This window comes from Methylophilus sp., assembly GCF_052173275.1.
In the GTDB taxonomy this organism is placed as follows: domain Bacteria; phylum Pseudomonadota; class Gammaproteobacteria; order Burkholderiales; family Methylophilaceae; genus Methylophilus.
Map to the genome: position 1 here is coordinate 1,885,026 of NZ_JBQMUL010000002.1, position 22,838 is coordinate 1,907,863.

At 53.3% G+C, this 22,838-nt stretch carries 14 protein-coding genes; 4 read left to right on the forward strand and 10 right to left on the reverse strand.

The genetic code is table 11. The features are described 5' to 3' along the window. Nucleotides 1–21: 21 nt before the first annotated feature. The 10 genes from ACTS9Y_RS10470 to ACTS9Y_RS10515 form a co-directional block, all read right to left on the reverse strand. Nucleotides 22–1,458, reverse strand: coding sequence for an alginate export family protein (locus ACTS9Y_RS10470; protein ID WP_442585867.1), 1,437 nt, complete (start codon nucleotides 1,456–1,458; stop codon nucleotides 22–24). Nucleotides 1,459–1,542: 84 nt separating this feature from the next. Beyond that, entirely contained in the window at nucleotides 1,543–2,349 is an 807-nt protein-coding gene (locus ACTS9Y_RS10475; RefSeq protein WP_442585868.1) for an ABC transporter ATP-binding protein, read from the reverse strand. Nucleotides 2,350–2,365: 16 nt separating this feature from the next. Then, complete coding sequence (gene ntrB, locus ACTS9Y_RS10480; protein ID WP_442585869.1) at nucleotides 2,366–3,292, reverse strand: nitrate ABC transporter permease; 927 nt, start codon at nucleotides 3,290–3,292, stop codon at nucleotides 2,366–2,368. 18 nt (nucleotides 3,293–3,310) lie between these two features. Further along, nucleotides 3,311–4,633 (reverse strand): CmpA/NrtA family ABC transporter substrate-binding protein, encoded by a 1,323-nt coding sequence (locus ACTS9Y_RS10485; RefSeq protein ID WP_442585870.1) that lies wholly within the window; start codon nucleotides 4,631–4,633, stop codon nucleotides 3,311–3,313. A 334-nt stretch (nucleotides 4,634–4,967) separates the two neighbouring features. Beyond that, nucleotides 4,968–6,242, reverse strand: a complete 1,275-nt coding sequence (locus ACTS9Y_RS10490) for a nitrate- and nitrite sensing domain-containing protein (RefSeq protein ID WP_442585871.1) — start codon at nucleotides 6,240–6,242, stop codon at nucleotides 4,968–4,970. Nucleotides 6,243–6,370: 128 nt separating this feature from the next. Beyond that, the gene (locus ACTS9Y_RS10495; protein WP_442585872.1) at nucleotides 6,371–7,831 is read right to left on the reverse strand and encodes an efflux transporter outer membrane subunit; all 1,461 of its coding nucleotides are present in this window, start codon (nucleotides 7,829–7,831) and stop codon (nucleotides 6,371–6,373) included. Then, nucleotides 7,828–10,971, reverse strand: a complete 3,144-nt coding sequence (locus ACTS9Y_RS10500; protein ID WP_442585873.1) for an efflux RND transporter permease subunit — start codon at nucleotides 10,969–10,971, stop codon at nucleotides 7,828–7,830. The genes ACTS9Y_RS10495 and ACTS9Y_RS10500 overlap by 4 nt, the downstream gene beginning before the upstream one ends. A 56-nt stretch (nucleotides 10,972–11,027) precedes the next feature. Then, on the reverse strand, nucleotides 11,028–12,221 hold the full coding sequence (locus tag ACTS9Y_RS10505; RefSeq protein WP_442585874.1) for an efflux RND transporter periplasmic adaptor subunit: 1,194 nt from the start codon (nucleotides 12,219–12,221) through the stop codon (nucleotides 11,028–11,030). Between the two features lie 201 nt (nucleotides 12,222–12,422). Further along, a complete protein-coding gene (gene ybaL / locus ACTS9Y_RS10510) occupies nucleotides 12,423–14,120 on the reverse strand; it encodes a YbaL family putative K(+) efflux transporter (protein ID WP_442585875.1) in 1,698 nt (565 codons plus the stop codon). 423 nt (nucleotides 14,121–14,543) lie between these two features. Beyond that, on the reverse strand, nucleotides 14,544–15,140 hold the full coding sequence (locus ACTS9Y_RS10515; protein ID WP_442585876.1) for a TetR family transcriptional regulator: 597 nt from the start codon (nucleotides 15,138–15,140) through the stop codon (nucleotides 14,544–14,546). A gap of 122 nt (nucleotides 15,141–15,262) precedes the next feature. Here ACTS9Y_RS10515 and ACTS9Y_RS10520 point away from each other — a divergent pair, with 122 nt between their 5' ends. From ACTS9Y_RS10520 to ACTS9Y_RS10535, 4 genes are all read left to right on the forward strand, one after another. Beyond that, nucleotides 15,263–16,420: an efflux RND transporter periplasmic adaptor subunit gene (locus ACTS9Y_RS10520; protein WP_442585877.1), complete on the forward strand. Its 1,158-nt coding sequence runs from the start codon at nucleotides 15,263–15,265 to the stop codon at nucleotides 16,418–16,420. 28 nt (nucleotides 16,421–16,448) lie between these two features. After that, nucleotides 16,449–19,550 carry a multidrug efflux RND transporter permease subunit gene (locus ACTS9Y_RS10525; RefSeq protein WP_442585878.1) on the forward strand — a complete coding sequence of 1,034 codons (3,102 nt, stop codon included), beginning with the start codon at nucleotides 16,449–16,451 and terminating at the stop codon, nucleotides 19,548–19,550. Then, entirely contained in the window at nucleotides 19,547–20,929 is a 1,383-nt protein-coding gene (locus ACTS9Y_RS10530; protein WP_442585879.1) for an efflux transporter outer membrane subunit, read from the forward strand. Before ACTS9Y_RS10525 ends, ACTS9Y_RS10530 begins: the two co-directional genes overlap by 4 nt. Before the next feature lie 245 nt (nucleotides 20,930–21,174). Next, nucleotides 21,175–22,689, forward strand: a complete 1,515-nt coding sequence (locus tag ACTS9Y_RS10535; protein ID WP_442585880.1) for a tetratricopeptide repeat protein — start codon at nucleotides 21,175–21,177, stop codon at nucleotides 22,687–22,689. Nucleotides 22,690–22,838: the final 149 nt, after the last annotated feature.

Below are 22,838 nucleotides of genomic sequence, written 5' to 3' on the forward strand. Positions count from 1 at the left end.
TTCTTCCTTACATTAAAACAATTAAAACGTGTACATGGCAGTCAGCCATAATTTCTCGGTGTCGTGATAACGACCACGCGTACCGGCCGCATTACTGGTGGTGTTTGCAGTCGCGGCGAACTCATCACTTTCGCTATATTTTCCGTATTCGAATTTGGTCATCCAGTGCTTGTCCACGTTCCAGGTCACGGCTGCGTTCCACTCGGTGCCGTAGCGATTTCCAGTACGGCTGGTGCCACCATTGACAGTGAAGAAGTCTTCGTCGGCATCCAGCACGTGGTAGTCGGCAAAAAACATAAAATCACCGTAACGGTAGGTTGCGGTCACAAAGCTGTCCTTGATACCGGCGCGTGGCGTGACCAGGAATTTATCTACCCAGCCCTGGAACAGGTGGTTAGTACCAAACGGCGTCTGGAAAGCATAGGTGTTGTTATTGCTGGAAAGCAGTTCCTGGTCCAGGCGCAGGTTGAAGTTGTCTATGCCAAAGCCGCCACCCAGTTTGTAATAGTGCGCATCAATGCGGCTATCACCATCTTTGTAGTCGGACTGTTTCGCGTATTCCGCGGTGTAGTGCGCGCGGTAGTTAGGCGTGAAAATATGCGTGCCATCCAGGCGGACGCCTATGGTTTTATTGGATTGATCGGCCAGCAGATTGGTGCCGCCGGCACCGAACCAGGCATTGCCCATGCCCAGGTTTTCAAAATTGCTGAAATAACCATAGCCAACCAGGAATTCGGTAGGTGAGATACGGTAACGCGCATTGACCACTTCCAGGTTGCCGCTGCGTTCGGTCGTGAAGATCTGGTTCACTTTGTTAAAATGCGCAACGAATAATTCGGTATCCGGGATGGTTTTATTGAATACGGAAACGCCGTCAAATACCTGCATGACCTGGCGGAAAGCAATGTCGCCGATAAAACGCACATTATCCAGGTTGACCTGCTGGCGGCCAGCACGCACACGGGTATTCTTGATGCCGGTCCAGTCTACGTAGAGCTGGTTGATATCCGTGTGGTTAGGATCTACCACTTTGGCATATTCGATTTTGCCATTGTTGTTAGAAGCGCCATTGATACGGTAACTGTTACTGCCATCGTTAAAGTCATCTGTTAATTGGCTGACATTGATCAGCTGCGCGGCAAAACTCCAGTTATGGTATGGCGCGGTTTGCCAGCCGATCAGGCTGCGCAAGGTCAGTGCATTGGCATCCCTGAGTTCGCGTGCTGCTGTCGGGTTAGGCGTATTGGCCGCATTGCTAAACGTGCCTGGTTGCAAACCATCCTGGTCTACATACTCATAACGTAATCTGAAACTGGTCATGTTCTTGCCGGTTTTGATGGCATCCAGAAAAGTGTATTCAGGCAGGATTTCTTCTTCTGCCACCACTTGCATACTCGTTGCCGCCATCAATACTGCTAATGTGACTTGACGCAATCGTTGGTAAGCGTTAGTTTTCATGTTGTTGCTCCTTTGCTTAAGTGGGTAACCATACTTCGATGAGGTATGCGGTGCTGATGGGTGGCCGCCTGTCAGCACCATTTCTTATGCTGCCTTTTTGGCGTGCCGTTCGTATAAAAACTTTAATACTTCACTGCGCAGATGCGTATAAGCCGCGTCTTCCACCAGCGCTAGCCGCTGACGCGGGCGCGGGAGATCCACTTCCAGGATTTCGCCAATGGTGGCTGCCGGGCCGTTGGTCATCATGACGATGCGGTCCGAGAGCAGCACCGCTTCGTCCACATCGTGAGTGACCATCACAGCAGTACAACCCGAGCGCGCCATGATGTTCATCAGCTCGTCCTGCAAGCCGGCGCGGGTCAATGCATCCAGCGCGCCAAACGGCTCATCCAGTAACAGCACTTTCGGTTCCATGGACAGCGCACGGGCAATACCCACACGCTGTTTCATGCCGCCCGAGATTTCAGTCGGGCGTTTTTCCATGGCATGGCTTAAACCGACCAGCTCCAGTGCTGCGCTGGTGCGTTCTGCCAGTTGTGCTTTGCTTTCGCTGTCGCCAAACACACGTTCGACTGCCAGGTGAACGTTTTCAAAACAGGTCAGCCATGGCAGCAGGGAATGGTTCTGGAATACAACTGCCCGTTCCGGACCGGGTTGCGAGATTTCACGCCCGGCACAGAACAGATAACCATCCGTCGGCTGCAACAACCCCGCAATCAGGTTAAGTACAGTGGATTTGCCGCAACCGGAGTGGCCGATGATGGAGATAAATTCGCCTTCACGGATAGAAAGGTTAATCTCTTTCAAGGCCTGGAAACTGCCATTTTTGGTTGGAAAAGTCATATTGACGTTTTCAATCAGCACATAACGGTCTTGCATTAAATGGGTCATGATGAGTCCTATCCGGTTATTCGTAGCTGTAGCGATTTGCGATCAGCACCAGCAATTGTTCGAGCAACAAACCGACAATGCCGACGATAAAAATGGCGATGATGATATGTTCCACATTCAGGTTGTTCCATTCATCCCACACCCAGAAACCTATGCCCATGCCGCCAGTCAGCATTTCAGCCGCCACGATCACCAGCCAGGCCGCGCCTATCGATAGGCGTACGCCGGTCATCATGTAGGGCATCACATAAGGCAGCAGGATTTTGGTGACGACTTTCCACTCTGAAAGGTTGAGCACTTTGGCCACGTTCATATAGTCCTGCGGCACTTTGCTGACGCCAACGGCGGTGTTGATGATCATTGGCCATACCGCGGTGATGAAAATCACCCAGATCGCGGCCGGATCAGCCGCTTTGAACACCAGCAGGCCGATCGGCAGCCAGGCCAGGGGAGATACCGGTTTCAACAGGCTGATGATGGGCGCGGCCATGCGCGACATAAACACATAACGGCCAATCACAAAGCCCATCGGGATGCCGACGATCGCAGCCAGGGCAAAACCGGTTGCCACGCGTTTCAGTGAGCTGAGGATGTTCCAGCCTATGCCCATGTCGTTAGGGTTGTTGATGTAAAACGGGTCGCTAAACAGTTCTACAGCCGAGTGCCAGGTCTTCACCGGCCCAGGCAAGCCTTGTGTGAGGGCTGCCACGGTGGCCCAGATGGCACCGAATATCAGCAAGCCGATCACAGGCGGCAACAACCATTCAAACATGCGTTTGGCGGTTGCCGCCCATGTGCTCCGCAGCTGCAACGACTGAGTGGCTGCTGTAGCTGTGGTCGAGAGAGGGATAACCACAGCAACAACGGGTTGAGCAGGCGCTGCTTGCACAGCGTCCTCGCTGGTTTGTATCATGTTTTCCTTGTTAAAGCTGACGACACTCATGGTGACTCTCCTTAAGAATTAAGCTTTAACCTTGAAGCTGTTGGCATAGGCTTTCGGGTCTTTGCCATCCCACACCACGCCATCAATCAGCTTGCTGCTGCGCATAGGGTCGGTCGGCACGCTAATGCCCAGCGCCTTGGCGGCTTCGGTATAGATATCGATCCGGTTGATCTTTTTCGCCACGGCCAGGTAGTCAGGGTCAGACTTCAGCAAGCCCCAGCGTTTGTGCTGGGTCAGGAACCACATGCCATCTGACAGGTAAGGGAAGTTGACCTTGCCGTCGTTGAAGAACTTCATGTAGTTCGGGTCTTCCCATTTTTTACCGATGCCATTGTCGTAATGGCCGAGGAAGCGACCTTCAATCACTTCTTCCGGCGCATTCACATAAGCTTTACCAGCGATCAGCTTGGCGACTTCAGGGCGATTTTTGGTGGCGTCAATATAGCGGCAGGCTTCCAGGATGGCTTTGGTCAGTGCCAGTACCGTATTCGGGTGTTTGGCTGAAAAGTCGGCAGTGGTGCCCAGGGCTTTTTCCGGGTGATCGGTCCAGATATCCTGCGAGGTCGCAACCGTAAAACCTATCTTGTCGTAAATCGCACGTGCGTTCCACGGTTCACCCACGCAGTAGCCATCCATATTGCCAATGCGCATATTGGCGACCATTTGCGGTGGCGGCACGACGATGGTTTTCACATCCTGCATCGGGTTGATGCCGTAAGAGGCCAGCCAGTAATACAGCCACATGGCGTGCGTGCCAGTGGGAAAAGTCTGGGCAAAGGTGAAGTCACGGTTTTCGTTATCCAGCAGACGCTTTAGGGTGCCGCCGGTGGTGGCGCCTTTTTCTTTCAACTGGTTGGCCAGCGTGATGCCCTGGCCGTTGTGGTTCAGCGTCATCAGCAGGTTCATGTCTTTTTGCTGGCCGCCTATGCCGAGTTGTACGCCATAGAGCAGACCATACAGCACATGGGCTGCATGCAACTCGCCGTTGACCAGCTTGTCACGCACCCCGGCCCAGGAAGCTTCTTTCGAAGGCACGATCTTGATGCCGTATTTTTTATCGAAGCCCATTTGAGCGGCGACAATGATAGGCGCACAGTCGGTGAGCGGAATAAACCCGACTTTCACTTCAGTGATCTCCGGCGCGTCCGAGCCAGCTGCCCACGCCTGGCTGCGGATGCCGGAGGGCACCATATTCATCATGGCGGCAGCACCAAACGCGCCGGCCAGGGTATGCATAAAGAAATGACGGCGCTGGCTATCTACAGCTTCGGGCTCAGGCAGTGTAGTGGTAGGCACAAGGTGATCATTCGCTTCTGGTTTTTTGTGATCGGAACTGCTCATTTCTGCTCCTTGAAAATAAATGAATATGGAAAGTGAAAAACAAAAAAGGCGTCCTGATGGCATTGCTTTCGCGATACCATCAGGACGCCTTTGTCCTTGAAGTCCATTCAATTCAGTTTCACACCTGGTCACATCCCAGAGCCATTATCGCCGTTGACAATGGCACCCGTTTCCGTGGTGCTTAAGTGTCATCTAGCAAGCGGTATGCCAACTGCAAAAATGTGGGAAAAGTGCGGGATTCAGAAAGAAAAACCCGCTGCAAGGGCGGGAGAAGGCCGTTTTGAGCGGGATGCATCGCACTTATTCAGTGCGCATGCACCATCAAATAGAGCGCTCAGGAGGGGAGTTTTTGTTGCGTCAGTATATTTTCAGCGACATCGATAATCTTGCGTTTTTGCTCCATGGCGAGGTTGCGCAAGGTCTTGTACGCTTCCATCTCATCAATGCCCAGCTTGCTCATCAGCAGGCCTTTGGCGCGTTCAATCTGCTTGCGTTCTGACAGGGCTTTGCGCGTATCCGACAGTTCACTCTCCATATCGGCGATCTGACGCGATTGCTGCTGTAACAAGCTGATCATGGAAGTCATCGGGTACGCTTGTGCGCTGTCATGCGCCTGAAAACTGAGCGCACTTTCGACCGGGATAGATAGATTAAAGAAGGTGCCATCCAGGGTCGCGCTGGGGGAAGCTTTATTGGTGATCGCCTGCAAATATTCCTGCGTATATTCAAGGTCGTGCTTGGCTTTGTGCGCTAATATTTCCAGCATGTCATGCATTTTCTCGATCAGTGCACATTGCAGTTGCCAGATGCTGGTCTGCTTTTGCGAGCATAAGTCGAACCAGATATCTGCATCACTGGGTTTTAGCGGCTGCTGGTCTTTGGCAGAAGTGAGCTTGCCGCGCAGTTGCTGATGCTGCTGGTAAAAGCTGGAGGCCTCTAAGGCAGCCCAGGCGCTACGTAAATCCTCATTGCCAAACTGGCAGAATAATTCGGTATGGCGGTCTTGCTGCGCAATCAGTTCCAGTAAGCGCTGCTGATGCGCCAGTTGCACACTGCCGGAACCAAAGATATAAGAACCTACTGCGCGTTCCTGACCGGCGAATTCCTTGGTTTGCACCAGGTTGTACAGCGTGAGCAGACAGGTGGAGATCTTGCTGTTGACCGAGCTATCCGAGATTTCAAAGATCAGCGCGATCAGGCTGCTGATCAAGCGGCTGTAAGATTCAATACAATCTGCAAACGAGATTTTCTGCAACGTCACCTGGTGCCGTAAGGAAGTCAGCTCGTCAAAGCCCAGCAATATCCATGAAATCAATGTCAGCTGCCTGGCGTCAGTCAACAGGTCGAGGTGTAAATGTTGTTGCAAGGCCTGCCTGAAATCTGCTTCTGTGGCCTGGTTGTGGGTGATGATATCGGCACGCTCAGGCGCAAATCGTTTGCCGGCAGACGCCAGGTAAAGGCAACTGGCGCCACGTTCTGCCTGGATCTGGTGAATGATCTGGCCTATGCTTTCGACAAATTGGATGCAGGTGTCCAGGCGTTCAAGCTCTTCGATATGCCTGATTTTTGCCAGGACTATGGTTTTTTCGGGGGAGATATCTGTACTCATCACAATAAATCTAAGCAAAAAATGTGCACGTTTCGGGCGTGCACAGGTGTTTATTTAAAACGGGTCAGGCAGGCTGGTGAAAATAGGGTGTTTGGACTAGCGTTGGCGCGCATGCGCTGGCAAAAAAACTAATGCCAGCCGCCACCCACCACTTTGTACAAAGTCAGTTGGCTGGCAGCATCACTTAACTGCAAGGTGACCAAAGATTGCTCGGCAGTATAAAGGGTTCTTTGTGCATCGAGTACTACCAGATAGCTATCGACGCCGTTTTTAAAACGGGCATCCGCCAGCATAAAGGCTGCGGCTGCGGCATCGGTCAGTGATTTCTGTGCTTCCAGCTGGCTTTGCAAGCCTTCGCGTTGCACCAGCACGTCAGCCACTTCCCTGAACGCGGTTTGTACGGTTTTTTCATATTGCGCCAGCAGGATCTGCTGGTCTTTTTCGCCTATGGTGAGGTTGGCGCGGTTACGGCCAGCATTGAAAATCGGCAGACTGATCTGCGGCACAAACGTCCAGATCCCGGAGCCGGTGCGGAACAGGCCATTCAATTCGGTGCTGGCAGTGCCCACAGTCGTCGTCATGCTGATGGTGGGGAAGAACGCCGCACGCAAGGCGCCGATATTGGCATTGGCGCCCTCAAGCAGATGCTCGGCGGCACGCACATCCGGCCGTTGCTGCAAGGTTTTAGAAGTCACCCCGCGTGGTAATTGTGTGACAAGTGCCACGTTTGCCAGCGTGCTATCCGGCAACCAGGCAGCCGGCACCATGCTGCCAGCCAGCAGGTTAAGCGCATTGGTATCCTGCTTGATCTGGATATTGTAAGTGGCGACAGCCACCCGCGCATTATCCACGCTGGTCTGCAACTGCTTCAGGGTCAGTGCATTGGCCACGCCCAGGTCAAACATTTTCTGGTTGATCTCGTAAGTATTTTGCTGACTTGTCAGCGTTTGCTGGGCAATCTCCAGCCGCTTTTTATCAGCTGCCAGCGTCAGCCAGGCAGTGGCGATTTCAGCCACCAGGCTGATCTGCGTGCTTTTGCGGTTTTCTTCCTGTGAATAAAAGGTCTGTAATGCCTGTTCGTTTAAATTACGCACGCGGCCAAACAAATCCAGCTCATAAGCGCTAAACCCAACCGTGGCCCGATAGACGTGCGATACATTGCCGCTGCTATTGTTGCTGGCTGCGACCGTACCGGCTGACACATTGCCGTTATTGCCGACATTCGACATGCCTTTGGAAGCGGTTTCAGACAAGGTGGCAGCCACGGTAGGAAACAGATTCGCGCGCTGCACCTGGTATTGCGCCCTGGATTTTTCGATATTTAAAGCAGCCACGCGCAAGTCACGGTTATTTTTCAGGGCAAGGTCTATCACCTGCTGCAAGCGTTTATCGGTAATAAACGATTGCCAGCCGACTTCAGTCAATGGTTTCTGCTTAATGGCAGGCGTGCCCAGGGTTGCAGGCACTGGCGCTTCTGGCGGGCTGTAAAACGGCGCCAGGTTGATGCAGGCTGTCAGCAACAGCGTGCCAGCGACCAAGGCCAAGTATTTTACAGGCAGCATAAGATTCAGTTTAATCAGCTTGATCATGCGGTATTCCCCGTTTGCCCAGTTTCAGCCTGGTAAGGAAACAGCGTGCGTATCAACACATAAAATAAGGGCACAAAAAACACACCCAGGAAAGTCGCAGTCAGCATACCACCCAGCACGCCGGTGCCAATCGCCTGGCGGCTGACTGCGCCAGCGCCATGGCTAAAGGCCAGCGGAATCACACCAAAGATAAAGGCCAGCGAAGTCATCAGGATAGGACGCAGGCGTAGTTGCACGGCTTGCAGGGTTGCTTCGAGCAAGGGTTTGCCTTGTTCTTGCAGGTGCTTGGCGAATTCGACGATCAAGATGGCATTCTTGGCCGCCAGGCCTATGGTGGTGAGTAAACCCACCTGGAAGTAAACGTCTGCGGTCATACCACGCAACGTAGTGGCCAGCACAGCGCCCAGAATACCAAGTGGCACTACCAGGATCACCGAGAATGGCACCGCCCAGCTTTCATACAACGCAGCCAGGCACAAAAACACAAATATCACAGAGACGGCATACAGCAGCGGCGCTTGCGAGCCGGATAATCGTTCCTGGTAGGATTGCGCACTCCACTCATAGCCTATGCCTGCAGGTAATTCTTTAATGATCTCTTCGGCAATGCGCATGGCTTCGCCAGTGCTGACGCCCTTGGCGGCTTCACCGACGATTTCGATGGAAGAGATACCGTTAAACCTTTCGAGCAAAGGCGAGCCCGTCACCCACCTGGTGCTGGAGAAGGAGGAGAACGGCACCATTTCGTTAGTGGTGTTACGCACATACCAGCGATCGATATCCTCAGGTTGCATGCGAAACGGCGCATCGCCTTGCAGATAGACTTTTTTCACGCGGCCCTTGTTGATAAAGTCATTCACATAGGTGCCGCCCATGGCGATAGACAAGGTCGAGTTGATATTGGCCGTGGTCAGGTTGTAAATGCCAGTTTTCTGGTCGTCGATATTCAGGCGGAACATAGGCGTATCATCCAGCCCGCTGGGACGCACGCGATTGAGCTTGGGATTATCTGCCGCCACTTTGATAAAGTGGTTCCTGGCTTCCAGCAGGGCCTGATGCCCCAGGCTGCCGACATCTTTCAACTCCAGCGTAAAGCCTGAACCCTGGCCGAGACCACGTACGGGAGATGGCTGGTTGACGAACAATTTGGCATCCCGGATTTTCGAGAACGCTTTGGTCATCTGGTCCGCCAGTGAGGCGGCATCCTGGCCTTCGCCACGCAGTGACCAGTCTTTCAGACGTATAAACGCCCGCCCGGTATTCTGGCTGCCACCGCCGCCCTGGCCCAGGCCGGCGATGGTTAAATACTCATCAATCACTTCAGACTGGCTATCCAGGTGGTGCTCGATTTGCCGGAGTACGCGCTGCATGCGGGTATCGGTCGCGCCCACCGGTAGTTGAATCTGGGCCGTGAGTACGCCCTGATCCTCAGTGGGCAGGAAAGAACTCGGCAAACGCATAAACAACACAACCAGCACACCAATGATCGCGGCATAGATCACCATGGTGAAGGTTTTTCTATTGAGGATTTTCTCAACGATTGCCTGATAGCCATCAGCAAACTTCTGGAATGCCGGGTTGAACCAGCGGAAGAACCAGCCGAAAAGGCCGCCGGTTGCGTCATGGCCCTGATGTGACGGCTTGAGCATGGTGGCGCACAGCGCAGGGGTCAGGGTGAGCGCGACCACCACAGACAGCAGCATGGCGGAGACGATGGTGATGGAGAACTGGCGGTAGATCACACCAGTAGCGCCGCCAAAAAACGCCATGGGGATAAACACCGCGGACAGCACTAGCGAGATCCCGACTAGGGCACTGGTGATTTCACGCATGGATTTCTGCGTGGCTTCCTTGGGCGCAAGGCCTTCTTCACGCATGACGCGTTCGACGTTTTCAACCACCACAATGGCATCATCGACCAGTAAGCCGATCGCCAGCACCAGGCCGAACATAGTCAGGGTGTTAATGGAGAAACCAAATGCGGCCAGCACCCCAAAAGTACCCAGCAATACCACAGGCACTGCAATCGCCGGGATCAGCGTGGCGCGCAGGTTTTGCAGGAACACATACATGATGATCACCACTAACAGGATCGCCTCAATCAGAGATTTGACCACTTCCTTGATAGAAATGCGCACAAACGGCGTGGTGTCATACGGGATATGCACACTGAGCTTTAACTCAGGCGGAAAGTAAGGGGTCAGCGCGGCCAGCTTATCTTTGACGGCTTGTGCCGTAGATAACGCATTGGCACCGGAAGCCAGTTTGACGCCAAAGGCGGCCGATGTCTTGCCATTGAGGTTAGCCACCGGCGTGTAACTCTCGGCGCCTAATTCAATGCGGGCAACATCAGATAAACGCACGACATAGCCATCTGCGCCAGACTTGACGATGATCTGCTTGAACTGGTCTACCGTCTGCAATTTGCTGCGTGCGGTGATCGGGGCGTTGAGTGATTGCCCTTGCACGGCAGGCAGCGCGCCTAACTGGCCGGAAGACACCTCAGTATTTTGCGCCTGTACGGCGGCTGAGATATCAGAAGGGATCAGTGTGTATTTTTGCAGCTTGGCCGGGTCCAGCCAGATACGCATGGCATAGCCTGAACTTAGCGTCTGCACATCGCCCACGCCATCCAGGCGGCTGATCTGGTCTATCAGGTTGCTGGAGATATAGTCGCCGATATCAATAGCACGTACGGTCGGGCTATCAGACATCAATGAAATCATCATCAGAAAGTCGATGCCGGTCTTGGCCACCGTCACGCCCTGGCTTTGCACGATCTGCGGCAAACGTGGCATGGCTTGTTGCAGTTTGTTCTGCACCTGCATCTGCGCCACATCCGGATTAGTCCCGGCATCAAAGGTCAGGCTGATGCTGGCCGTGCCGGAAGATGTACTGCTGGCCGACATATAAGTCAGGTTATCAATACCCTTCATGTATTGCTCTATCACCTGGGTGACCGAGTTTTCTATGGTATCGGCAGCGGCACCGGTGTAAGTCGCGCTAATCGACACCCGCGGCGGGGCGATATCCGGATATTGCTCCAGTGGCAGCCATTGAATCGAGCCTATCCCTGCCAGCATGATGACAATCGCAATCACCCAGGCAAAAATCGGTCGTTGAATAAAAAAAGCAGCCATGTATACAGTCTTTTAGTATGGAGTCAGCGCGCTGTGAGTCAGTGTCTGGGAATCGCTTAACGCGGCTGGTTGCTGGTAGCTGGCGAGGCAGTCGTTGCGGGCGAAGTAAAAGGCACCGCCTTGACCACATTGCCGATGGAGATGTTTTGTACGCCATCCATAATCACGCGCTCACCGGCTTGCAGGCCTTTAGTCACGCGCCATTCATCGTTTTGCGTGCCATTGGTTTCTATGGTTTTTTGCTGGACTTTCTGCTCGTTATCCACCACTAATACCGTTGGCTCACCGCGCGTATTGCGTGTCACGGCGCGTTGCGGTACCAGAATCGCGGCCTTGTCCTGCGCCATATCTATCAGGGCATGCACATACATGCCAGGTAGCAGGATACCTTCCGGGTTAGGCACCACCGCCCGTAACGTCACCGCGCCGGAAGCCATATTCACACTCACCCCGCTGAATTTGAGTTTACCGGCATGTGCATAGGGAGTGCCGTCTTCCAGCACTACCCGCACCGCGACTTCTTTTTGTGCATTACCAGTCAGCTTTCCGGCGGCGATATCGCGCTTGAGTTTCAATAGATCACTGCTGGACTGGATCACATCGACATAAATCGGGTCCAGTTGCTGCACGGTGGTCAGGGCGGCTTCCTGGTTGGCTGTGACCAGTGCGCCAGGAGTAAAGGCAGAAGTAGACACGAAACCGGTGATAGGCGCCACCAGCCTGGTGAAGTCCAGGTTGATCTTGGCCGTACTCAGAGCGGCCCTGGCCGCCGCAACATCAGCTGCACCTTGTTGCAGTGCGGCCTGGCTATCGTCATTATCCTGGCGGCTGATCGCGTTGATTTTGACCAGTTCTTTATAACGGTCCGCCTTCAGTTTCAGGGTGATCAGGGTGGCTTCGGTTTTTTGTAGCGCTGCCAATGCGCTTTGGTAGCTGGCCTGGTAGGGCGCTGGTTCGATCTGGTAAAGCAGGTCGCCCGCCTTGACGCGCGCGCCTTCGGTAAACGCACGCTGGCGGATAATCCCGCTGACCTGGGGGCGGATCTCCGAGATCATGAAAGCGTTAGTACGCCCAGGCAGGTCTGCCACAATAGGCTGGGTCACCTGCTGCAAGGTGATGACGCCGACTTCAGGCGTTTTTGGCGTACGATTCTTGGCGTTGTCGTTGCTGGAGCAGGCGATCAGGCTCAAGCTGATCAGACACAAGCTGCTACAGCGGCGCCATGAAAATAAGGGTGGGGAAGGGTTCATAGAAACTGTTTTCAAATCGTTATTTCAATCGTTATTTCAATCTGACAAGATTCTACGGTTTTTTATTATATATAAATGTAACGATACGTATCCGCGCCTGTTGCGGGATACAATTTAGCAGAATTTGCTGGGATAGCAACGGGAATAAAAAATCCGGGCCTTGGTATTGGCCCGGATGCGGTTTTTTAAAGAGAAATAGTCTTAGAGGATATGCCGCTCAAAGCGCTGCAGTACATGGGCAGACATGCCCTTGGCCAGCTCTTCTTCCCCAAAAAACACCGTATCGCCGACTTCTTTTTGCAGGCGCTGATATTCGTCTTCGTGATGGGTACGAATCACCACTTCAATATCCGGTTTCAACTGCTTGGCGATGTCGACGATTTTACGGATATCCATAGAATCAGGCGTGGCGATGATCAGCATGGCGGCATTGGCGATATGCGCCTGGATCAACACCATGGGGTCAGCCGCGTTACCGGAGACTGCAGGCTGGCCTTTTTTGCGCAATTTTTCCACCAGTTCGCGGTTCTGTTCAGCCACTACAAAAGGGATGTTGGACGCTTCCAGCGACATGGCGATGCGTTTACCGACCCGTCCATAACCGACCAAGACTACCTGGCCTTCGAGGAATTTTCTTTCAGTGGTCATCGGCAATTCACCATACGGGTCCATGCGTTGCGCCAGGCGGCGCGCGACATCCGAATTATCGACCAGCCATCTGGAGAACGGCTTGATCGACGCAAACACCAGTGGGTTCAAGGCGATTGAAATCAGGGCGCCAGCTAATACCAGGCTCATGGCGTCTTGGGATAGCAACTCCAGTGACACGCCCAGGCCCGCCAGGATAAACGAGAATTCACCGATCTGCCCCAGGCTGGCGGCGACTGTCAGCGCTGTATTCAACGGGTAGCGAAGGGCCAGTACGATGGCGACCGCTGCCAGTGATTTACCGACGATGATAATGCCCACCACCGCTAATACCTGCATCGGTTGCTTGATCAGGATGCTCGGATCAAACAGCATGCCCACCGCGACAAAAAACAACACCGCAAACGCATCACGGAAAGGCAGGGAGTCTTCCGCAGCGCGGTGGCTGTATTCGGATTCGCGCATGATCATGCCGGCAAAGAACGCACCCAGTGCGAATGATACGTGGAAGAGTGACGATGCAAAAAAGGCCACGCCAATCGCCACGGCGATCACGGTTAAGGTGAACAGCTCACGTGAGCCTGTGCCTGCCACATACCACAACAACCACGGTAATACCCGGCGGCCTACCACCAGCATCACGGCCACAAAACCGGCGATCTCCAGCATGGTCATGCCTATGGTTTCCCAGATGGAACTGGCACTGGCCGCTTCACCCTGGCCACCCAATACACCCGCCAGCGCTGGCATCAGCACCAGTACCAGCACGGTGACCATGTCTTCCACTACCAGCCAGCCAACGGCGATCTTGCCGTTCATGCTTTCAAGGATGCGCCGGGATTCCAGCGCTTTCAGCAGTACGACGGTACTGGCACATGACAGTGAAAGGCCAAACACCAGCCCGTGCCCCATGCTCCAGCCCCAGTAATGAGCGACCAGCATGCCTAGCAGCGTTGCCAGCGTCATCTGCACCAGGGCGCCGGGTAGTGCAATGCGTTTGACGGACATTAAATCCTGAACCGAAAAATGCAGACCTACGCCAAACATCAGCAACATCACGCCGATTTCAGACAGCTGTGAGGCAATTTCCAGGTCGGCAACAAAGCCAGGCGTGGCCGGGCCTATCAGTATGCCGGCGAACAGATAGCCGATCAGTGCCGGCAGTTTGAGTTTTTCGGCGATGAGTCCAAACACCAGCGCCAGTGCAAAGGCAGCGGCGATGGTGGTTATCAGGGAGAGGTTATGATCCATAAGGCGTGTTTTTCTTCTGGCAAATTGATAAGGCTTTTTATTGAAGGCTTTTGTTGTAGCCTTTTAGATGAAGGCTTTTATTATAAGTTTGAATGACTGACCATGGTCATCTTAAAAAGTTGAACATTTTTTCAAGGAATTTCTGTTTAACTGCTTCTTCGCTATCGTACGTTGCTACTCATCTAAAAGGTGCAATCCGTGATACTGAGGCTAACAAAAAGCATGCCTGCTGTCTTGTACAGAGAAGGCATCACATCATTTGATGCGCGCCCAATAAGGCTTACGAAGTCGCACTTAAGCAAAGCATTCTTAAATTTACATAAATGTATTTAGCGCACATCTTGCCGCATGCGGTAGCAAACCGTCAATGTTTTATATGTGTAAGACAGCCCTGATCCATGCTCAGGACGATGCGGGATTGTTCTAGCTGGACAGCCGTTGCAGACCGTATTCACACAATTGTTCAGCCTTCTGCCAGCGTTGTTCTTCCGGCAGATTGCCAAAATGCACGATGCTGAAAACACCTTCAATAATCGACTGGCAATACAGGCTGACCAACTCAAAGTCTACGTCAGGTTTGATCTCGCCAACTGCGATGGCCTGTCTGAGCAGTGCATCAATCTGCGCAATGCGTTTTTTCTCCCATGCATAGCGCAGTTGCAATAGTTCAGGGGAATCATCAATGCCGACATACAGAAAAAACAATACTTTCTGGGTAGAGCTGGGTTCTATGTAACTACAGATTTCTTGCAGGCAATATTCTTTCAGGTTGACTAACGGGCTTAATGCCGCATCCCCCTGAAACGGGGTCACCTGGTCGATCACGCGTTCTGCCATGGCGGTGGCGACTTCCAGTTTGCCTTTGTAATGCCCGTAGACGGCGCCGCGCGACAGCGTCGCCGTCCCGGCGATATCCGACATCGTCGTCAGGGTGAACCCCTGGCGATAGAACACCGATTCCGCTGCGTCCAGAATCTGGTCACGGGTTTTTTGGGCGTCCTCTTTGGTTTTTCTGGCCATGGCAAATGCAATGCATAGAAAATAATATCTGCTATCATAGCAAAAAATAATTAATCAGTCACGATTGATTAATTAAATGGCTGCAGTTAGAATAAGGGCCATCTGTATTCAAAGGCATGTGTATGTCGCTATTCCGGTCTGGCTCCACTTTTCTATTTACGGCCTTATTGTTAGCCGCCTGCAGCAAGCAGGAAAACGCTGCCGAAGCGCAAGCAGGTGCGCCTGAAGTTGAAGTGGTCAAGGTGCAATATGCCGAGATCCCTGCTGAAGTGGAGTTGCCGGGGCGGGTGGAAGCCTACCGTATTGCCGAAGTGCGGGCACGCGTGACTGGCATCGTCGCCAAGCGGTTATACCAGGAAGGGCAAACCGTCAAAGCCGGGATGACCTTGTTCGCTCTGAACCCCGAACAATTGCAGGCGGCGCGGCTGGAAGCCGAAGCCGAACTGGCGAGGACTGAAGCGAACCTGGCCAATGCCAATGACAAGTTGCAGCGCTATCAGGCACTGGTGAGCGACCAATCGGTGAGCCAGCGCGATTACCGTGCAACCCAGGCCGAGGTGCAACTGGCCAAAGCAGAAGTGGCAGCGGCGCAAGCCAAGCTGAATCGCGCCAAACTGGATGTAGGCTATGCCAATGTGGCCGCACCTATCGATGGCGTCGCGCGGCGTGCGCTGGTGACCGAGGGTGCGCTGGTGGGCAAGGATGAAGCCACGCATATGACCACGGTGGAACAGGTAAACCCGGTGTATGTAAACTTCGCGCAATCTTCGTCGGAAGTATTTGCTTTGCGCAAAGCACTGCGGGATGGGCAGCTCAAGGGTAGCGATGGCTCATTTAAGATCGAATTGATCCTGCCAGACGGGTCGGCTTACCCAAGCGCCGGAAAACTCTCTTTCTCTGATGTGTCTGTCAACCAGACTACGGATTCGGTGGTCATGCGTGCCATTTTTGAGAATCCGCAGCAAGAACTGATGCCGGGGGCTTATGTCAGGTTGAAGATCCGCCAGGCGACCAACCCTAATGCCATTCTGATCCCCAGAGATGCACTGATCCGCGACCAGTTTTCTACCCGTGTGTGGGTGCTGAATGCCAAAAACGAGCTGGAGTCACGTGAGGTGCAAACCGGCAGCGTGGTGAACAAACAATGGGTGATAGAGCAGGGCTTGAAACCGGGTGAGCAGGTGGTGGTGACCAATGCCGCCACGCAAACAGCGGGCACCAAAGTGACGCCTAAACAGGTGAACGCGACAGACAAAATCACCAGGGCTGTTGCGCCTTGATAGCCGCCCGCATGCAGAAAGTTAAGCCATGAGTCGTTTTTTTATTGATAGACCGATTTTTGCCTGGGTGATTGCCATCCTGATCGTGCTGGCCGGCCTGATCGCCATCAAACAGCTGCCGATCGCGCAGTATCCCGATATCGCGCCACCGGTGGTGAATATTGCCGCGAGTTATCCCGGCGCCTCTGCCAAAGTGGTGGAAGAAACCGTGACTTCTATCATCGAGCGCGAAATGAACGGTATGCCAGGCCTGATGTATGTGTCGGCCACCAGCAACCTGGGCACGGCGTCTGTCAGCGTCACTTTCCGCCAGGGCACTAACCCTGACCTGGCCGCAGTAGATGTGCAGAACCGGCTGAAAAGTGTAGAAGTACGTTTGCCGGAGATCGTCCGTCGTAGCGGCATTTCGGTTGAAAAATCGGCAGACAGCTTTCAGCTGATCGTATCGCTGACTTCTGAAGATAACCGCTACAGCGAAATCGATCTTGGCGAGTTGTCGTCAGCCACTGTCATGCCCACCCTCAAGCGCGTGCAGGGTGTGGGCAAAGTGCAGTCTTTCAGCCCTGAATATGCCATGCGCATCTGGCCGGACCCACAGAAAATGGCCGGCCTGAATGTCAGCGTGACGGAGATCTCCAACGCCTTGCGTAGCTACAATGCCAGGCTCACGCTAGGCCAGGTGGGCGCCAGTGGTGTGCCGGAAGGCTCGCCGCTGAGTGTTTCGCTCGAAGCCGAAGCCACACTCAAAACAGTGGCAGATTTTGAAAGTGTGCCTATCCGCACACAGCCGGATGGGTCAGCATTATTGGTCAGGGATGTGGCGCGTGTAGAACTGGGCAGCAGTGACTATAACTTCAGCTCCAAAGTGAATGGTAAAAACGCTGCCGGCATGGCGATCAAACTCGCGCCGGGCTCTAACGCGGTGGAAACCATCAAGCGCGTCAAAGTCGCCATGGAACAGATGCAGCCTTACTTTCCGCCGAATGTCATGTATCAGCTTTCATATGACTCGTCTGCTTTCGTCTCTATCTCGATCAAAAAAGTCATTCAAACGCTGATAGAAGCTGTGGTGCTGGTGTTCCTGGTCATGTACCTGTTTATGCAGAATCTGCGCGCCACGCTGATCCCGACCATCGTCGTGCCGATTGCCCTGATGGGGACATTCGCTGTCATGTACTGGCTGGGTTATTCCATCAACGTACTCACCATGTTCGGCGTAGTGCTGGCGATTGGTATCCTGGTGGATGATGCCATCGTGGTGGTAGAAAACGTAGAGCGCCTGATTGTCGATGAAGGCCTCTCAGCCTATGACGCGACCGTGAAGGCCATGTCGCAGATCAGCGGTGCCGTGGTCGGCATCACTGCGGTGCTGGTATCGGTATTTATCCCGATGGCATTTTTTAGTGGTGCAGTCGGCAATATCTATCGCCAGTTTTCATTGTCATTATCGGTGTCGATCGCGTTTTCCGCATTCCTTGCGCTTTCGCTGACCCCTGCGTTGTGTGTGACCCTGTTGCGCCATGAGTCTGGTGCCAAAGCCGGTTTCTTCGTCTGGTTCAACCGCAGCTTCCAGCGACTGACTGAACGGTATACCTCCCTGACCGGTGGCTTGCTCAACAAGCCATTGCGCTGGTTAGCCATCTTCGCCCTGATTGTGGGGTTGGTCGGCTGGTTATTCATGCGTTTGCCGGGCGCCTTCCTGCCGGAAGAAGATCAGGGTAACTTTATGGTCATGGTGTCGCTGCCACAAGGTTCGACGCTGGCAGAAACCGCAGAAGTGCTGGCCGATATGAGCAGTTATATCCAGAAGAATGAACCGGTGGATATTATCTTTGAGGTCGGAGGCTTTAGCTTTTACGGCACCAGTACCAATAGCGGCATGCTGTTTATTACCCTGAAAGACTGGTCCGAGCGACCCAAAGCCGAGCAGCAGGTGCAGGCGATTGTGGACAGGGTGAACCAGAAGTTTTATGGCAGACCCAATTTAAGTATTTTTGCCATGAATGCGCCACCCTTGCCCGAGCTGGGTAGTGTAGGCGGGCTGGACCTGAAACTGGTGGACAGAGCCAACGTGGGTAACGAGACGCTGATGAAAGCGCGCGATACTTTGATCGCCGAATCAGCCAGGCACCCTGAATTGGCCAATGTATTATTTGCCGGTTTGTACGATACGCCGGTGGTGAATATGCAGCTGAACCGCAGCAAGGCCAATGCCCTGGGTATTTCTCTGGATGAAATCAATACGACATTGGCCAGCTTGCTCGGCTCTGATTACCTGGGTGATTTTGTCTATGGCAACCAGGTGCGCCGGGTGTTGATACAAGCCGATGGCAAACAGCGCCAGACGCTGGAAGATATCAAGAAGATACGCCTGAAAGCGGCTGATGGCAGCCTGGTGCCACTGTCTTCCATCATGACGCTGGAGTGGGGCATGGGCTCGCCGCAACGCACGCGTTTTAACGGTTTCCCCTCCTATAACATCAATGGCGGCGCAGGGCCTGGCTACAGCAGTGGTGAAGCCATGCAGACCATAGAAAAAATCGTGCAGGGCCTGGGCAAAGGCATAGGCTTTGAATGGGCAGGGCAATCGCTGGAAGAAAAACAATCCGGCAGCCAGGCCGCCTTGCTGTTTGGTTTATCCATCCTGGTGGTGTTCCTGGTACTGGCGGCTTTGTATGAAAGCTGGGCGATCCCGTTCGCTGTCATGTTGGTGGTGCCGCTGGGCGTGTTAGGTGCGGTATTAGGCGTGACCATCCGTGGCTTGCCGAATGATATCTACTTCAAGGTAGGCCTGATCGCCACCATAGGTTTATCTGCCAAAAACGCCATTCTGATCGTGGAATTTGCCCGCGAACACGTGTTGCAAGGCATGCCGCTGATTCAAGCGAGTCTATTGGCTGCCAAAGAGCGTTTGCGCCCTATTGTGATGACTTCACTGGCATTCGGGGTGGGTGTATTGCCGCTGGCATTTTCAACCGGCGCTGCCTCTGGTGCACAAGTTGCGATTGGCACCAGCGTGCTTGGCGGCATTATTGCAGCGACCTTGCTGGCCATCTTTTTTGTTCCGCTGTTTTTTATTGTGGTCGGGCGCTGGATGCGCAAACCAGCGACTACCAAGGATGTTGCATGAAGTTAAGTCGACTCACATTGCTGCTGGGGATGCTGCTTTCTATCAGTGGCTGCTCGATGATTCCCGAATATTTCCGGCCGGCAGCGCCGGTGCCTGAAACCTACCCCGGACAAGCTGCCAGTGATGCGGTGACCGAAGCGCCGCCATTGACCTGGCAAAGCTATTTCCCGGATGCGGACTTACAAAAACTGATACAGGTCGGTCTGGAACATAACCGTGACCTGAAAACCGCTGTGTTGCGCATGGATGAGGCCAAGGCGACTTATGGCATCCAGAAGGCCGACCGTTTGCCTACCGTACAAGGCAACCTCGCATACGACCGCAGCAGAACCGTATTCAGTTCCAGCCAGGCGTTTGAAGCAGAGTTATTCAGGGTAGGGGTAGGCATCTCCGATTACGAAGTCGATATTTTTGGCCGCGTGAAAAGTTTGTCTCAGGCGGCTTTGGAGCAATACCTGGCCGTCACTGAAAACCGGCAGGCGATACAGGCGACACTAGTCACCGAAATCGCTACCCAGTATGTCAATCTGTTGACCATACACGCGCAACTCAAACTGGCACTGCAAACGCTGGAGGATAGAAAACAGACTTTGCAACGCACGCAGCGCCGTTTTGAGGCCGGCCTGGACCAGATCCTGGATGTGAAAGCCGCGCAGATCCAGGTCGAGCAAGTGCAGGCGCAATACGCGCAATGGCAACGCCAGCTGGAAACCACCAAAAATGCGCTGTATCTATTGCTGGGGGAACCTGCACAGCGCACGGTTTTCACGGTCAAGCCGCTGCAAGCTTTGCAGCTAGGCACTGCGCCCACTGGTTTGCCTTCGACCCTGCTCACCAGGCGGGCCGATATCCGCGCGGCTGAACATCAGCTCAAAGCCGCCAATGCCAATATAGGCGCTGCCAGAGCCGCGTTTTACCCGCGCCTGCAATTGACCACCAATGTCGGCCTGGTCAACTCGGAGTTTTCAAAACTGTTCTCTGATACCGGCAGCAACTACTGGGCATTCAGCCCGCAACTGGTGATCCCTATCTTTAATTATGGGCGTAACAAAGCCAACCTCAACCTGGCCGAAGCACGCCAGCATATTGAAGTGGCCAATTATGAAAAAACCATACAAACCGCATTCAGGGAGGTGATGGATGTATTGTCCACCCGCACGGCCATCGCGGATGAGTCAGCCTCCAGGACACGATTAAGTGACCTGGAAAGCAGTCGCCTGCAACTGGTCAAACGCAAACTGGATCAGGGCTTGGTCACTTACCTGGAATTGCTGGATGCGCAACGCAGTGTGCTGGATGCGCAATCACAGGCGTTGCAGATACGGCAGCTGGCATTACAGAATCAGGCTGGTTTGTATAAAGCATTAGGCGGGAATTAAAGCACTGGCACGGCTTCCGGTGGGGCATCACTGCGAGTTCGTATGATGGGTATCTGCACAAATTGACTTGCAGTATGCATCTGATTGCATAGGCTGAGTCTTTGAAGCGCTTTTAGTGTGGGCGATATTTATGTTTGCTTCATGAATATGCACCTGTAACCAGCGGTTATTCGGCGTTTGAGCCATCATTGTCTATGCTAAATTAAGAGCTCTTTGCAATATGAGCGTACATGCATTAACAGATCATGATGGGTAACCCGGACGCAGAAAAAAATGAGGACGCAGCGCTGTATAAATGGTTAGCAGAAGCTGATCATTTATTACGCCAAAACAATCCCGATGCTGCTTTAACACTCTATACGCGTGTGCTCGCTCAGGAGCCTGAGCATTTCGATGCCCTGGTCGGATGTGGCCGTGCGCTCAAAGCGTTGAAACAATATGCGTTTGCCCTTGCGCACTTTGATTATGCGGTGGCATTACAGCCTGGGTCCATGGTGGGTTACCACTATCGTGCCCTGGTCTATCACGATACTAAACGCTTCGATGAGGCCATCCTCGATCACCAGCAAGCATTATCATTAGATCCCAACAGCGTTTTCACTACGCTTAATCTTGCGAATACACTGGCGGAGCAAGACAAGTTCGAACAAGCATTGGGATTTTATAATCATGTGATTGCGCTGTCTCCCGGCTATGCAATGGCTTATAACAATCGCGGCAATCTATATCTGGATCGTGGCTTGATTCAGCAAGCGTTGCAGGATTACGCTTCTGCCGCTGCGCTGGAGCCGGAATCCCCCCAATTTCGCTGGAACCAGTCATTGATGCATATTCTCCTGGGGGAGTACGCGCAGGGCTGGCCTTTATTCGAGGCGGGCATGGGCATCGCCGGGTTTGCAAGAGGGCTACGCAAACCATCATCCAAACCGGAATGGTTAGGCCAATCTGAAATCAGTGGCAAACGCGTCCTGTTGTATGCCGAGCAAGGTCTTGGCGACACCATCCAATTTTGCCGATATGCCTCACTGGTCGCAGCCCTTGGTGCGCAAGTGATACTTGAAGTACAACCCGCACTGGTGAATCTGTTACAGACTTTGCAGCCTCAACATGGCGGCCTGCCATTCGAAATCGTGGCGCAAGGTGACGATTTTACCGATTACGATCTGCATACGCCGCTCATGAGTCTGCCTATGATTTTTAATACCACGGTAGACAGTATCCCTGCAGAAACGCCTTATCTTTATGCCAACCAGCCACAGATTTCCAGTTCCATGGCAGCTCATGCGAAACGCCCGCGCATAGGTTTGGTGTGGTCTGGTTCAAATACACATCATAATGATCACAGACGAAGCCTGGCATTGGCACAATTAATGCCATTGCTGCAATTGCCCTACGAGTTTCATTGCCTGCAAAAAGAAATCCGCCCTGCCGATGCTGCCGAACTGGCAAATGTTCCAGGTTTGACCGTCCATCAACAAAACATAGGTGATTTTACCGACACGGCTGCGCTGATCAATGCCATGGATATCATCATCAGTGTAGATACCTCTGTGGCGCATCTCGCCGGGGCCATGGGTAAGCCAGTGTGGATATTGCTGCCTTTTGTACCAGACTATCGCTGGATGTTGCACAGGCATGATACGCCCTGGTATCCACAGGCCAGATTGTTTAGGCAGGCAGACGTTGGTGACTGGCAAGCTGTGGTACAAGACGTGTGTACAAGCTTGCAGGCGATTTTTCCTGCCACCTCAGCCTTCTGACAGAAAGAAGCGGCGCTTGCCTGCATGCGTTCGTGTGTTCTCTCCGAGTGCTCTATTCTTGCCAAGAGCCCGGGTTAAACGCATTGCTGATAAATCGGTGATGTTGTTAATTCGTTGATCAAATATGTAAGCAGGTGTTCTGTTGCTGT

What these genes read in the sequence shown, in the direction of transcription:
- ACTS9Y_RS10470 (WP_442585867.1), bottom strand. Translation starts at nt 1,458, where the DNA reads ATGAAAACTAACGCTTACCAACGATTGCGTCAAGTCACATTAGCAGTA.
- ACTS9Y_RS10475 (WP_442585868.1), bottom strand. Translation starts at nt 2,349, where the DNA reads ATGACCCATTTAATGCAAGACCGTTATGTGCTGATTGAAAACGTCAAT.
- ntrB (WP_442585869.1), bottom strand. Translation starts at nt 3,292, where the DNA reads ATGAGTGTCGTCAGCTTTAACAAGGAAAACATGATACAAACCAGCGAG.
- ACTS9Y_RS10485 (WP_442585870.1), bottom strand. Translation starts at nt 4,633, where the DNA reads ATGAGCAGTTCCGATCACAAAAAACCAGAAGCGAATGATCACCTTGTG.
- ACTS9Y_RS10490 (WP_442585871.1), bottom strand. Translation starts at nt 6,242, where the DNA reads ATGAGTACAGATATCTCCCCCGAAAAAACCATAGTCCTGGCAAAAATC.
- ACTS9Y_RS10495 (WP_442585872.1), bottom strand. Translation starts at nt 7,831, where the DNA reads ATGATCAAGCTGATTAAACTGAATCTTATGCTGCCTGTAAAATACTTG.
- ACTS9Y_RS10500 (WP_442585873.1), bottom strand. Translation starts at nt 10,971, where the DNA reads ATGGCTGCTTTTTTTATTCAACGACCGATTTTTGCCTGGGTGATTGCG.
- ACTS9Y_RS10505 (WP_442585874.1), bottom strand. Translation starts at nt 12,221, where the DNA reads ATGAACCCTTCCCCACCCTTATTTTCATGGCGCCGCTGTAGCAGCTTG.
- ybaL (WP_442585875.1), bottom strand. Translation starts at nt 14,120, where the DNA reads ATGGATCATAACCTCTCCCTGATAACCACCATCGCCGCTGCCTTTGCA.
- ACTS9Y_RS10515 (WP_442585876.1), bottom strand. Translation starts at nt 15,140, where the DNA reads ATGGCCAGAAAAACCAAAGAGGACGCCCAAAAAACCCGTGACCAGATT.
- ACTS9Y_RS10520 (WP_442585877.1), top strand. Translation starts at nt 15,263, where the DNA reads ATGTCGCTATTCCGGTCTGGCTCCACTTTTCTATTTACGGCCTTATTG.
- ACTS9Y_RS10525 (WP_442585878.1), top strand. Translation starts at nt 16,449, where the DNA reads ATGAGTCGTTTTTTTATTGATAGACCGATTTTTGCCTGGGTGATTGCC.
- ACTS9Y_RS10530 (WP_442585879.1), top strand. Translation starts at nt 19,547, where the DNA reads ATGAAGTTAAGTCGACTCACATTGCTGCTGGGGATGCTGCTTTCTATC.
- ACTS9Y_RS10535 (WP_442585880.1), top strand. Translation starts at nt 21,175, where the DNA reads ATGATGGGTAACCCGGACGCAGAAAAAAATGAGGACGCAGCGCTGTAT.